Origin of the sequence: uncultured Martelella sp., assembly GCF_963677965.2 — a bacterium.
Taxonomy (GTDB): Bacteria; Pseudomonadota; Alphaproteobacteria; order Rhizobiales; family Rhizobiaceae; genus Martelella; species Martelella mangrovi.
Window position 1 is genome coordinate 1,177,087 of the sequence record NZ_CAXXFM010000001.1, and the last position, 12,835, is coordinate 1,189,921.

Below are 12,835 nucleotides of genomic sequence, written 5' to 3' on the forward strand. Positions count from 1 at the left end.
ACCCGTCCGGCCATGCCGCTATTGGGGAAGCGCGTGTCGATTTATCTGCCGATTGCTGAACTTTCGGTCAATATCTTTGTCATTCTCGGCATGGGTGCGGCAGTCGGTTTTCTCTCGGGCATGTTCGGCGTCGGCGGCGGCTTTCTGATCACCCCGCTTCTGATTTTCTACCAGATTCCGCCGGTCGTGGCGGTTGCCACCGGGGCAAGCCAGGTGGTGGCTTCGTCCGTTTCGGGTACGCTCACCCATTTCCGGCGCGGCACGCTCGACATGAAGCTCGGCACGGTGCTTCTGACCGGCGGTCTTGTCGGCGCGACGATCGGTGTCTGGCTGTTTTCGCTGTTGCGCGATCTCGGCCAGCTCGATCTGGTGATCTCGATCCTCTATGTGGTGCTCCTGAGTTCGATCGGCGGGCTGATGCTGGCCGAAAGCATTCGCGCCATCCGGCGCAGCGCCTCCCAGAAAGCCGTTTCCCTGCGCAAGCCCGGCCAGCACAACTGGATCCACCGCCTGCCGTTCAAGATGCGGTTCAAGAAATCGAAGCTCTATCTGAGCGTCATTCCCGTGTTTCTTCTCGGTGGCTCGATCGGTGTGCTGACCTCCTCGCTCGGTATCGGCGGCGGCTTCATCATGGTGCCGGCGATGATCTATCTTCTGCGCATACCGACCAATATCGTCGTCGGTACATCGCTGTTCCAGATCATCTTCGTTTCAGCCTACACCACCGTGGTGCAGGCCGTGACCAACTATGCGGTCGATATCGTGCTCGCCACGATCCTGATGATGTCGAGCGTGATCGGCGCCCAATACGGCGTGCGTGTCGGCCAGAAGCTGAAGGGCGAACAGCTGCGCGCGCTGCTGGCGCTGCTGATCCTGGCCGTCGGCGTGCGCCTTGCCTTCGGTCTGGTGGTGACACCGACCGACCTGTTCTCCGTCGTCTTCGAGGGAGCGCCGCAATGATGAAAAGGCTCCTGCCCATCCTGGCCCTCGTTTTCCTGCCCGCAATCGCCGCGGCGCAGCAGGCGCCTGTGATCCAGCAGGAGACGCTGGAAATCGGCACCTCGACCAACGAGATCGCCATTACCTCGGACTTTTCCGGCGCCGACCTCACCGTCTTCGGCGCCATCAACGATGCCGACCCGATCCTGTTGTCGAAGGGCCGCTATGACATCGTGGTGATCCTCGAAGGCCCGAAGGCAGAGGCCGATGTCCGGCGCAAGGAGCGGTTCTTCGGGATATGGGTCAACCGCCAGACGATTTCGTTCGAGCATGTGCCGCGCTCCTATTCGATCTCGAGCACGCGGCCGCTTGAGGACGTGACATCCCCGCAGACCTTGAATTCGCAGGGCATCGGCGTTTCGCATCTGCGCATCGCGCCGGTCGGCTATTTCGGCGATGCCAGCGACGTTGCCACATTCCGTGAGGCGATGCTGAGACTGAACGCGGTCGACGGGATCTATGATGCTGAATATGACGGGGTGAAATTCGTCTCCAACAGCCTGTTCCGCGCAAGCCTGCGCCTACCGGTAAACATTCCCCAGGGCACCCACACGGTTCAGGCCTATCTGTTCAAGGAAGGTCGCCAGATCGCCACCCAGAACCTGCCGCTCCAGGTGGTCAAGACCGGGCTTGAAGCCCAGATCACCACCGCTGCCCACGACTATCCGCTGTTTTACGGCATGAGCGCCGTGTTCATCGCCCTGTTTTCCGGCTGGTTTGCCAGCGTGATCTTCAGGAAGAACTGAGGTTCCGGTCGCTACCCGGAAAGTGCCGCAAACGGCAGCGCATAGACCCGCTCCGGGCCGAGCATATGCACGGTCAGCGCATTGCGGTCGAACAGGCCCCGGAACGCCGCATGGCGAAGGTCGAGGCCGCCGCGTGTAGTGGCAAAGGCCGGCAGCATCAGACGGTTTTCATCCCTGGCAAAGCAAGGCCGGCGAACCGATTTTCCCGGGCGACGGAGGGTTGCGGAGGGGTGCAGATGGCCGCAGATTTCCGCCGCACTCGTTTGCGCGGGTTCGTGACGGAAATTAAGCCCTTCAAACCGCCACTCATCGAAAACCCGGCCCGGCAATCCGGCTACACCGTCTGGATCGTGATTGCCGTTGATCCAGACCCAGTCGCAGCTTTCGGCAAGCGCGGACAGGCTCTCGCGGTGGTCTCTCGCCATCTCGCGGGCGCCGGTGCGGTCATGAAAATTATCGCCGAGCGAAACGACACAGGCAGGCCGGTAGCGTGCGATGACCGCCGAAAGCGCTGAAAGCGTGCGTCCGGTGTCATAGGGCGGCAGGAAAAAGCCGCGCCGGGCATGGGCCGCGCCGCGTTCCAGATGCAGGTCGGAGACGACGAGCAGCGAAAGGCCGGGGAAAAAGGCCGCGCCGGAACAGTCGAACGTCACCGCATGACCGGCAAAACTGTCTGCGGTCTTGCCGGGCGGCTCGCTCTCATATGTCGCGGTCGTAAGGCTCATGCGCCGGTCTCTTCCCGTCCGTCTTCGGTTTCCGCGGCCTCAAGGGCGGCGGCCAGTTCGTCGACAGCCTCCTTCAGCACCGCATCGCCGGCCCCGCCATTGACGCTTTCGCGGCCGATTTCCAGCAGAACCGGCACGGCGAGCGGCGAGATGCGCGTGAGCCGGTAATGGGTCAGATGGCCCTTGATTCGTTGCAGCATTGTGCCAAGGCGGGCGATATCCAGCAAGCCGGAGGCCGCATCCGCGCGGGTCGCCTGCAGCAGGATATGGTCCGGCTCATGGCTTCTCAAAACGTCATAAATAAGGTCGGCCGACACCGTCATCTGACGCCCGGTCTTTTCCTTGCCGGGAAACCGCCGCTCGATCAGCCCGGCAATGGTGGCACAGGCGCGGAAGGTGCGTTTGAGCATATAGCTTTCATCGAGCCATGCTTCGAGATCGTCGCCCAGCATGTCCTCGTCGAACAGCGCCTTCAGGTCGAGCTCGCCAGATGCCAGCATGGCGCCGATATCCTTCAGCCCCCAGACGGCGAGTGAATAATCGGTCGAGACGAAGCCGGTCGGCTGGGCGCCGGCGCGTTCCAGCCGCCGGGTCAGCAACATGCCGAGCGTCTGGTGCGCAAGCCGGCCCTCGAAGGGATAGGCGACCATGTAGAAGCGGTTTTCGAGCGGAAAGGTTTCCACCAGAAGCTCGCCGCGTTTCGGCAGGTGCGAATGCTGTTCCTGCAAGGCCAGCCATTCGCGCACGGACGCCGGCAGCACCTTGCGCCGTTCGGCATCATCCAGCATGGCGCGCACGCCATCGGCCAGAAAGGTCGACAGCGGAAACTTGCCGCCGGCATAGGCCGGGATTTTCGGATCGCTGTCATAGGCGGTGGATGCCATGCACTCGTTCTCGCGCAGCCCCTCGAACCGCAACACCTTGCCGGCAAACAGGAATGTGTCGCCGGGGCGCAGCATCTCGATGAAATATTCCTCGACCTCGCCCAGCACCGCACCGCCGCGCAAGGGACCGCCGCGTTTTCCCGGCCGCACCAGCCGGATTTTCAGCATCGGCATTTCGACAATGGTCCCGAGGTTCAGCCGGTACTGGCGGGCGAAGTCAGGATGGGTGAGACGATAGAGCCCGTCGGCGGTTTTGCGTATTTTTGCATAGCGCTCATAGGTGCGCAGCGCATAGCCGCCGGTGGCGACGAAATCGACCACGCGCATGAAGGTCTCGCGGGGGAGCCCGTGATAGGGCAGCGCAGAGCGCACTTCCTCATAAAGCAGATCGGCATCAAAGGGTCCGGCGCAGGCCATGCCGAGCACATGCTGGGCCAGCACATCGAGCGCGCCGTCGCCGATGGGGGGACTATCCTGCGCGCCGACATAATTGGCATCGAGCGCTGCCTGACACTCCATCACCTCGAACCGGTTGGCCGGCACCAGAATGGCGCGGCTCGGTTCATCCATGCGGTGATTGGCGCGGCCGATGCGCTGGGCAAGCCGGCTGGCGCCCTTCGGCGCGCCGATATGCATGACAAGGTCGATATCGCCCCAGTCGATGCCGAGATCGAGCGTCGAGGTAGCGACAACCGCGCGCAGTTTTCCCGCCGCCATCGCGGCCTCCACCTTGCGGCGCTGGCCGACATCAAGCGATCCGTGATGCAGCGCAATCGGCAAATTGTCGTCATTGATGCTCCACAGTTCCTGAAACACGATTTCCGCCTGCGAGCGGGTGTTGACGAAGATCAGCGTCATCTTTCGCTGTTTCAGCGCTTCGTAAATATCGGGCGCGGCATAGCGCGCCGAATGGCCCGACCACGGAATGCGCTGCGAGGCTTCGAGGATGGTGATTTCCGGCCGCGCACCGCCGGCGACCGTGATCAGCCCGGCGTGGGGCGGCGCCACTTCGCCGGTCTGCGCCACCAGCCAGCGCTGCAATTCCATCGGGTCCGAGACCGTGGCTGACAGGCCGATGGCGGTCAGCTCGGGGCGAAGACGTCTCAGCCGCGCAAGGCCCAGCGAAAGCAGATGGCCGCGCTTGGAGGTGACCAGCGAGTGCAACTCGTCGAAGATCACGAAACGCAGATCCTCGAAGAACCGGTCGGCATCCTTGCCCGCAAGCAGGAGCGCGAGCTGTTCCGGCGTCGTCAGCAGGATATCCGGCGGCTTCAACCGCTGGCGCTGGCGTTTGGATTGCGGCGTATCGCCGGTGCGGGTTTCCATGGTGATCGGCAGGCCGCTTTCGATAACCGGCTGTTCCAGATTGCGGGCGATATCGACGGCCAGCGCCTTCAGCGGCGAGATATAGAGCGTGTGCACCCCGCGTGGTCGCATGCCCGGCTTTTGCGGCCCCTGACGGTCAAGATCGGCAAGCGAAGGCAGGAAACCGGCCAGCGTCTTGCCGGCACCGGTCGGCGCGATCAACAGCATGTCCTCGCCGGCCCCGGCGCGTTGCAGCAGGTCCAGCTGATGCGGCCGCGGCTGCCAGCCTTTGGCGGCGAACCAGCGGTGGAAGCGTTCCGGCAGCAGCGATGTTTCCGTTTCGTTCATAAGGTCACGATGGCAATAAAATGCCATCAAGGAAAGCCCGGCTTTTTGATAAACGCTTCATCTTCTTCGGCGTCACCCTCGGGCTTGACCCGAGGGTCCACAAAAACAAAGGCTTATGGATGCTCGGGTCAAGCCCGAGCATGACACAAGAAGGACTTTCGGATTTTATCAACAGCCCGTACTTTCAGGAAAATTCTTTTCTACATCGCGATATAGCGGTCGCGGCGGTGATTGATGGCCAGAACGAAGTTGATGACCACGGCGCCGATGACCGAGCAGACGATGATATAGGGCGAAGCGACAAGGAAGGACAAAAGCAGCACCATGCCGTCAAGACCGAGCTGGATATAACCGGCCTTCCAGCCGTAACGATCCTGCAGATAAAGCGCCAGAATGCCGAAACCGCCAAGGCTTGCGGCATGACGGAAGAAGATGAGCAGTGCCGCGCCCACCAGAATGCCGCCGAAAAGCGCGCCCGCCAGAGGGTGGGTCTCGCCGATGGAAATGAATTGCGGCACGATGCCGGAAAGCGCCGAGGTCAGACCCACGGCGACAAAGGTCTTGATGGTGAATTTCAGCCCCAGCCGACGCCATGCGAAATAGTAAAACGGCAGATTGACCAGAAAGAAGGCAAGGCCAAACCCCATGAAACCCGCATAGGTGACGAGGAAGGCAAGCCCCGCCGTGCCGCCGGTCAGAAGCCCACCCGCCTTCAGCATCGTCACGCCAAGGGCTGCGAGCATGGCGCCGGCGATGATGCCCTGAGCATCTTCCAGCAGTGAGTGATTTTCGGATGTGGAATTGAGAATGCTTCTCAGAAAGCTGTTCTCGGACAAGACGGTCTGCTCCGGTCATGAGGAAAGTCAGGGGTGCGCGATGACACCCCTGATACCGTCATCACCTATAATCGCCGATTGGTCAAACGTCTCAGACGACATCATCCTCGTTTGCGCGACCGCCCTCGCCTTCCCAGTTGAGAATCCGGCGGGTCTCGCTTTCGGTAAACTTCAGGCGCACGCCGATACCGCCCTCCGCTTCTTCGGGCAGGAAAACGACCCCGAGGGCTTCAAGCGTGGTCTGCAGCTTTTCGCGCATGCTGTCGCCCGGTTCGCCGGTGCCCTCTTCAAAGGCAGCGATCCGGTCTTCGGCAAGACCACTTTCTGCGGCAAGCCTTGCACGGTCGATGCGGGCCAGAATACGCGCTGCATGGCAAAGTTCAGGCGTCAGATTCATAACGGCCTCCATATGACGTTCTTCGAAAGTCTTTACCCAAAACGCGGAAGCCTCCGGTGATGTTCCCTGCGCAAAAAGCGGCACGGACAAACCGGATTACAGCGTGCCTCTTGCCGTTCGATCGGGTATTTTCCACCTTGAAACTGCCCCAAAGGCACCTTAATGACGGCCGAGCAGAAGGATTGAGCGGAATGAGCAATGAACTGAACCGGTTTCTGGGCGGCACGGTGGTCGGCACGATCGTCAGGCTGCTGGTGGTTTCGCTGATTGTCGGTTTTATTCTGTCGGCGCTCGGCATCCATCCGCTCGATCTCTGGGACGGCGTCATCGATTTCTTTGCCGGTCTCTGGCAGCGCGGCTTTGCGGCACTGGGCGAAATCGGCCATTATTTCGTGCTCGGCGCGATCATCGTGATCCCTGTTTTCATCATCATCCGCATTCTGAGTTATCGCCGTTGACCTCATTCAGCACAGGCCGGCGAGCGTTTGCGCTCGCCACCATCGCAATCGGGCTTTCAGCCTGCAGCATCGGTCTTTTCGGCGGCAGCGGCCTGCCACGCGGCGATGTCGATGCCACGGCCATGACCTCAACCTTCCTGCCCTGGGTCAATGCACTCAGAAAAAGCCGCGGGCTCGAACCGGTCAGCCCCTCGCGCGCCTGCACGAATGTGGCCGTCGACCAGGCAAGCCGCATGGCGCTTGCCGACAGGATGAACCACATCACCGGTTCGGAAAGCGTATATAACCGCTTCAAGCGCAACGACCTGCCGCTGCCGGCGGCCGAAAACATCGCCATGCAGCAGAAAACGCCGGAACGCGCGTTTCAGGCCTGGGTAAATTCGCCGAAACATCTCGACAACATGCTGGGAAATTATTCCCATGTCGGGGTTGCAAAAGCGACAAGCCCGAATTCCGGCAATACGCCGTTCTGGTCGATGTGTCTCAGCCGGTAGGCGCGATGAACGGCTTTTCGGCCCATGCGTCAACGGCGGTGTCGCGCAGCTGACGGACGGTTGAAAGACCATCATTTTCAAGCGCTGCAAGGATGGCCGCAAAACTGTCGCTCAGCAGTTGCGGGCCCTCATAGACCATGCCGGAATAGATCTGCACCAGATCGGCGCCGGCGCGGATCTTTTCAAGCGCCCGGGCGCCGCTCGAAACACCGCCCACACCGATGATCACCCTGTCGGGACCGAGACGCTGGCGCACACGCGCCAGAAGCGCCGTCGACCGGTCGAACAGCGGCGCCCCGGAAAGGCCGCCACTTTCATCCGCCAGCGTCTTGTCCTTCAATCCCTGTCGCGACAGCGTGGTATTGGAGACGATCACGCCGTCAAGCGTGCTGTTTGCGATTTCGATCATGATATCATCAAGCCCGGCCTCGGTGAGGTCGGGGGCGATCTTCAGGAAAACCGGCACACGGACCGCAGCCTTTTCCCGGGCTCCGGCGACCGCGTCGAGCAGCCTTGCCAGTTGCTCGCGCGCCTGCAAGTCCCTGAGGCCCGGCGTGTTCGGCGAGGAAATGTTGATGGTCAGAAACTCGGCCAGCGCCGAAAACCGTTCGATGCCGGCGACATAGTCGGCGATCCGGTCTTCCGAAGTCTTGTTGGCGCCGATATTGACGCCGACAATGCCGCGCCGCTTGCGGTTTTCCAGCCGGGCGGCGAGTGCGGCATGCCCCTCATTGTTGAAGCCCATGCGGTTGATCACCGCTTCGTCCTGCACAAGCCTGAAAAGCCGGGGCTTTGGATTGCCGGGCTGCGGGCGCGGCGTCACGGTTCCCACCTCCACATGGCCGAAACCCAGCTTCATCAGACCATCAATCGCCTCGCCGTTCTTGTCGAGACCGGCGGCAACGCCGAGCGGGTTTGCAAAGGAGAGCCCGGCGGCGGTGACGGCAAGGCGGCTGTCTGCAGCATGGCGCGCGCGCGGCATGAGACCGCTCGCAATACCCTTGATCGTCAGCCCGTGCGCCGCCTCCGGCTCAAGCATGAACACCGCATTGCGCGCACCGCATTTGAAAAGATTGATCATACCAGAAGTCCCGTGAAATCATGGCCGCCATCAGCCGTTTCGGGAAGCTCTTTTTCCCAGAGCACCGCGGAAAAGGGAAGGGCCGCATAAAGATGAGGAAACAGGGCGCTACCGCGCGAGGGCTCGAATTTGAGCGCCTCACCCAGCCTGTCCGGGTCGACGGCGACCAGCAGCAGATCGCGCTGGCCGGCGAAATGACGGCTGGCGGTCTCTTCCACCTGCCCGGCTGTCGAAAAATGGATGAACCCGTCGGCAAGATCGACGGCAGCGCCTTCATAGGCGCCGGCAGAGCGTGCGGCCTGCCATTCCAGGCGCGCCACGATCTTGAATATCGGTTGCGGCATGAGCATCAGCTTCCGGTGGCATATGTTCGGCACGGGTTTGAACCAGCATCGTGGAAAAGTCCATGACAATTGACGGGTGCCACGCGAAAGCAACAGCAAATCCGGGGTTTTCACGGCCAATCGGCTTTTTTTTATTGATCTCGGGCTGAAACACGCGATCATGGAGAAAATTTACGACGTTTTGTTGCAGCCGTCGCGTGACAGACGGCCAGGGTTGTGACATTGCCTTTGGGAGGAGGCAGCGAATGACCGGACAGACAATACTGATCGCCGACGATCACCCCCTGTTCCGCAGTGCCCTGAAACAGGCCATCAGCGGCATGGCGACCTATTACGCGGTGGTGGAGGCCGGCGATTTCGAGGGGGTTCAGCAGGCCGCCCGTGAAAATCCCGAAGCCGATCTGCTTTTGCTCGACCTTGCCATGCCCGGGGTCAGCGGATTGTCCGGTCTGATCACGCTCAAGGCGGAATTTTCCAGCCTGCCGATCGTGGTGATTTCCGCCAGCGACGACAATGACACGATCCGCCGGACGCTGGCGCTCGGCGCATCCGGCTTCATTTCCAAATCCGTCGGCATCGACGAATTGCGCAACGGCATCCGCACCGTGCTTTCCGGCGAAATTTATACGCCGGACGATTTCGAGGGCGGCGAGGAAACCGATCCCGACATTGCCGACATGCTGGAGCGGCTGCAGACGCTGACGCCGCAGCAATCGCGCGTGCTGCGCATGCTGTGCGAGGGCCTGCTCAACAAGCAGATCGCCTATGAGCTCGGCGTGTCCGAGGCCACCGTCAAGGCCCATGTCTCGGCCATCCTGCTGAAGCTCAATGTCGACAGCCGCACCCAGGCCGTGATCCAGCTGGGCAAGGTCAATATGGCGATGGTCGCCTGAGCGGGACAGAGGATTTTATTCCTGTCCAAGCTTTACGCCGCAGCGCACGATGCGATATAGTCCGCCCGTTATCAACGCGCCTTCGTGGCCGGAGTGAACAACCATGTCCAGAAAGCTTCGCCACAGTGCCATCTGGGACGCGATCGATGATCTGGCCGCCCGGCACAAGCTGACGCCTTCCGGACTGGCGCGCAAAGCCGGTCTCGATCCGACCGCCTTCAACAAATCCAAACGTCTGGGCAAGGACGGGCGCGAACGCTGGCCTTCGATGGAATCGATCGCCAAGGTTCTGGATGCCACCGGGACCGACCTCTCGGCATTTATGGGTGAGGACGAAGGCGGCGGCAATGCCGGCTATAACGGCGCACCGCCCACGGGCGCATTTCCGCCACAGCCCTCCACCATACCGCTGCTCGGCCTTGCCCGTGCCGGCACTGGCGGTTTCTTCGACGATGGCGGCTTTCCCGTCGGCCAGGGCTGGGACGAGGTCGATTTCCCCGCCCCCGCGCGCGCCAGCCAGAGCGTTTATGCGCTGGAGGTGCAGGGCGAAAGCATGCTGCCGCTTTATCGCGACGGCGATGTGCTGATTGTCGAGGCCAATGCCGAAACCCGCAAGGGCGACCGTGTGGTCGTCAAGACCCTTGAGGGCGAGGTGATGGCCAAGGTGCTCGTGCGCCGCACCAGTCGCCAGATCGAGCTGATGTCGATCAACCCCGCGCACGATAACCTCACCTTCGATCTTTCCGCCGTGGAATGGATCGCCCGCATCATCTGGGCGAGCCAGTAACAGCGCAACCCCGCATTCAATCGAAAGACATGCCCCATGCCCCGGACACCGCTTGTTCATTATGATGCCCTGATTTACGTGATGGTCATGGCTTCGGCCGTCGACAGCGCGATGAGCGACGCCGAACTGTCGCGCATCGGCCACATCACCCGCTCGCTGCCGGTCTTTGACGGGTTTGACGAAGACCGGCTGACCGACGTTTCCCATGCCTGTGCCGAGATCCTGTCGGGAAGCGAGGGCATGGATATTGCACTGGAGATCATCCGCGATACGCTGCCCGCGCGGCTCCACGATACGGCCTATGCACTGGCCGTGGAAATCATGGCCGTCGATCAGGCGGTCAAGCCCGAGGAAATCCGCCTCCTGCAACTTCTGCGTGACCGTCTTCACCTCGACAAACTGACCTGCGCTGCAATCGAGCGCGGTGCAATCGCACGCTACCGAAATCTCTAGGCGCGTTATGCTCTTGCTCTACAGGGGCAATGGCCAGTTCCACCCGCGGAACATTACGTGAATCCATGATTGCATTAGCAAAAAATCACAATTACATGTTGTGATTCTTAAAAACAAAGCCTTTAATGGTCTCTTGCTAAAGTTCGCGCATAGCTAGAGGAGAGGAGGCTTTGATGCAGGCTTCGCACTTGTACGCCATGCGGTGCACAAGCCCGGAGACTTCTGCCTCTAAATCCGGGGCGGCAAAGAGCCCGCTGGCCGGCGAACGGCGCATGCTCCGGCGGCTCGGCTTCGACGACGTGCTGATCGAAAAGGCCGAAGCCGCCGCGCAGGACAACGGCACCACCATCGAGCAGGAACTGCTCGCCGAGGGATCGGTTTCGCCGGAAACCTATTACCGCAGACTGGCGCACTATCTGGCGCTGCCCTTTTGTGACGAACTCGACACCAACTGCGTGACCGACCGGCCCAGGATCGATCGCCTGCTGGTCCAGCCCGGCGGTTTGCGGCTCGAGGGCAAGGACGGCAGCACCAGATTTGCCATTGTGCCCTGCGCGAAAAACCTTGCCGAACTGCACTGGCGCCTTTCGACCCGCCCGGCCATTCGCCGCGCTGTCGTGGTAACGGTACCATCCGCCATCCGCAGGACGGTCTGGGAGGTGGGGGCCAGACGACGCCTTTCAAAAACCATCCATCGGCTGATGATCTGGGAGCCGCGGTTTTCCGCACGCGTCGTCTTCTGGGGCAAGCAGGGTTTTCTGCTCGGCGGCAGCGTGGTCAGTTTCTTTGCCGGGCTGATCCTTTTTCCGACTGAAACGCTGCTTTTGACCCATCTGCTTTTCACCACGCTTTATGCTCTCACACTGCTTATCCGCCTGGCTTCCGTCAGGGCGTCCGCCTTTCCGGTCAGGCACAGTGGCAGCATCGACAGCGATACGCCCCTGCCGGTCTATACGGTCATGATCGCGCTTTACCGCGAAGCCGACATGATCCCGCAGCTTGTCGGCCATATGAAGAAACTGGACTGGCCGACATCCAAACTCGATATCAAGCTCGTCTGCGAGGCCGATGACAGCGAAACCATCGCGGCCATTCGGGCCACGCCCATGCCGCCGCATTTCGAGCTGGTGGTCGTGCCGCCGGCTGCCCCGCGCACCAAACCGAAGGCCCTGAACTACGCGCTTTCCGGCGCCCGCGGCACCTTCCTGACGATCTACGATGCCGAGGACCGCCCGCATCCCGGTCAGTTGCGCGAGGCCTGGGCCACCTTCAACGCCGCACCCGGCACGCTCGGCTGCCTGCAGGCGCCGCTGACAATCGGCAATGTCGGCCAGAACTGGATTTCGGGACTGTTTGCCTGCGAATATGCCGGACTGTTCAGGGGCATATTGCCGTTTCTGGCACGACACCGCTTTCCCCTGCCGCTCGGCGGGACATCGAACCATTTCCGGACGGAAGTCTTGAGAAAATGCCGTGCCTGGGATTCCTATAATGTCGCTGAAGATGCCGATCTCGGCCTCAGGCTGCACCGGCTGGGTTATCATTGCGGCGTGATCAGCTGCGAGACGCTGGAGGATGCGCCGGTTTCCATTCGCCCTTGGATTGCCCAGCGGTCGCGCTGGGTCAAGGGCTGGCTGCAGACGCTTCTGGTGGCGCTGCGCGAACCCGGCCGGCTGTTCAGCGAACTGGGCACGCTCGGCTGTCTGGTGTTTTTGACAAACGGCGCGGGCGTAATCCTGTCGGCACTGCTGCATCCGCTCCTGTTCGTGGCGCTGTTTTCGACAGGCGCCATGATGATTCATCCCGGCCATACTCCCTCGCCGCTGCATCAATTGCTGTCCGGCGTGGATCTGGCCAATATTCTGGCAAGCTATTGGGTATTTCTGCGCCTTGGCCTGTCGCGGATGCGGCCGGCAGAAGCGCGCCAGATGCGCGCCGATGCGCTCTATCTGCCATTTTACTGGCTGATGCTTTCGGCCGCGGCCTGGAAAGCGCTGGCCGAGCTCTATCATGCACCGTTTCTGTGGCGAAAGACCGCGCATAAACCGAGCCAGCCCTGAAACAGGTCCGGTGAGAGACGGTCGC

14 protein-coding genes are annotated in these 12,835 nt (G+C 61.5%); 8 read left to right on the top strand and 6 right to left on the bottom strand.

Going from position 1 to position 12,835, the window contains the following annotated elements:
- The first annotated feature begins 33 nt into the window (after positions 1-33).
- Complete coding sequence (locus ACHZCU_RS05640; RefSeq protein ID WP_106313185.1) at positions 34-960, top strand: sulfite exporter TauE/SafE family protein; 927 nt, start codon at positions 34-36, stop codon at positions 958-960.
- Positions 957-1,745 (top strand): TIGR02186 family protein, encoded by a 789-nt coding sequence (locus tag ACHZCU_RS05645; RefSeq protein WP_319518002.1) that lies wholly within the window; start codon positions 957-959, stop codon positions 1,743-1,745. Before ACHZCU_RS05640 ends, ACHZCU_RS05645 begins: the two co-directional genes overlap by 4 nt.
- 11 nt (positions 1,746-1,756) lie before the next feature.
- Here ACHZCU_RS05645 and pdeM read toward each other — a convergent pair whose 3' ends face one another.
- The 4 genes from pdeM to ACHZCU_RS05665 form a co-directional block, all read right to left on the bottom strand.
- Entirely contained in the window at positions 1,757-2,470 is a 714-nt protein-coding gene (pdeM, locus tag ACHZCU_RS05650) for a ligase-associated DNA damage response endonuclease PdeM (RefSeq protein WP_319518003.1), read from the bottom strand.
- The gene (locus ACHZCU_RS05655) at positions 2,467-5,007 is read right to left on the bottom strand and encodes a ligase-associated DNA damage response DEXH box helicase (RefSeq protein ID WP_319518004.1); all 2,541 of its coding nucleotides are present in this window, start codon (positions 5,005-5,007) and stop codon (positions 2,467-2,469) included. The genes pdeM and ACHZCU_RS05655 overlap by 4 nt, the downstream gene beginning before the upstream one ends.
- 200 nt (positions 5,008-5,207) lie before the next feature.
- Positions 5,208-5,843, bottom strand: a complete 636-nt coding sequence (locus ACHZCU_RS05660; RefSeq protein WP_319518005.1) for a YitT family protein — start codon at positions 5,841-5,843, stop codon at positions 5,208-5,210.
- A gap of 91 nt (positions 5,844-5,934) precedes the next feature.
- Entirely contained in the window at positions 5,935-6,240 is a 306-nt protein-coding gene (locus tag ACHZCU_RS05665) for an XRE family transcriptional regulator (RefSeq protein ID WP_319518006.1), read from the bottom strand.
- Between the two features lie 191 nt (positions 6,241-6,431).
- Here ACHZCU_RS05665 and ACHZCU_RS05670 point away from each other — a divergent pair, with 191 nt between their 5' ends.
- Both ACHZCU_RS05670 and ACHZCU_RS05675 read left to right on the top strand, forming a co-directional pair.
- Positions 6,432-6,698, top strand: coding sequence for a DUF6460 domain-containing protein (locus tag ACHZCU_RS05670; RefSeq protein ID WP_106307415.1), 267 nt, complete (start codon positions 6,432-6,434; stop codon positions 6,696-6,698).
- The gene (locus tag ACHZCU_RS05675; protein WP_319518007.1) at positions 6,695-7,192 is read left to right on the top strand and encodes a CAP domain-containing protein; all 498 of its coding nucleotides are present in this window, start codon (positions 6,695-6,697) and stop codon (positions 7,190-7,192) included. The genes ACHZCU_RS05670 and ACHZCU_RS05675 overlap by 4 nt, the downstream gene beginning before the upstream one ends.
- Here ACHZCU_RS05675 and ACHZCU_RS05680 read toward each other — a convergent pair.
- On the bottom strand, positions 7,182-8,273 hold the full coding sequence (locus ACHZCU_RS05680) for a quinone-dependent dihydroorotate dehydrogenase (RefSeq protein WP_319518008.1): 1,092 nt from the start codon (positions 8,271-8,273) through the stop codon (positions 7,182-7,184). The two genes, ACHZCU_RS05675 and ACHZCU_RS05680, sit on opposite strands and share 11 nt — an antisense overlap.
- Positions 8,270-8,617, bottom strand: a complete 348-nt coding sequence (locus tag ACHZCU_RS05685; protein WP_319518009.1) for a DUF952 domain-containing protein — start codon at positions 8,615-8,617, stop codon at positions 8,270-8,272. The genes ACHZCU_RS05680 and ACHZCU_RS05685 overlap by 4 nt, the downstream gene beginning before the upstream one ends.
- A 245-nt stretch (positions 8,618-8,862) precedes the next feature.
- On the opposite strand from ACHZCU_RS05685, the gene ACHZCU_RS05690 reads away from it, so the two are divergent.
- The 4 genes from ACHZCU_RS05690 to ACHZCU_RS05705 all read left to right on the top strand — a co-directional run bounded on the left by ACHZCU_RS05690 (position 8,863) and on the right by ACHZCU_RS05705 (position 12,810).
- Entirely contained in the window at positions 8,863-9,510 is a 648-nt protein-coding gene (locus ACHZCU_RS05690; protein ID WP_319518010.1) for a response regulator transcription factor, read from the top strand.
- Between the two features lie 103 nt (positions 9,511-9,613).
- On the top strand, positions 9,614-10,297 hold the full coding sequence (locus tag ACHZCU_RS05695) for a helix-turn-helix transcriptional regulator (protein ID WP_106307427.1): 684 nt from the start codon (positions 9,614-9,616) through the stop codon (positions 10,295-10,297).
- Between the two features lie 36 nt (positions 10,298-10,333).
- Complete coding sequence (locus ACHZCU_RS05700) at positions 10,334-10,750, top strand: tellurite resistance TerB family protein (protein ID WP_106307430.1); 417 nt, start codon at positions 10,334-10,336, stop codon at positions 10,748-10,750.
- Between the two features lie 173 nt (positions 10,751-10,923).
- Positions 10,924-12,810, top strand: a complete 1,887-nt coding sequence (locus ACHZCU_RS05705; RefSeq protein WP_319518011.1) for a glycosyltransferase family 2 protein — start codon at positions 10,924-10,926, stop codon at positions 12,808-12,810.
- Positions 12,811-12,835 lie beyond the last annotated feature (25 nt).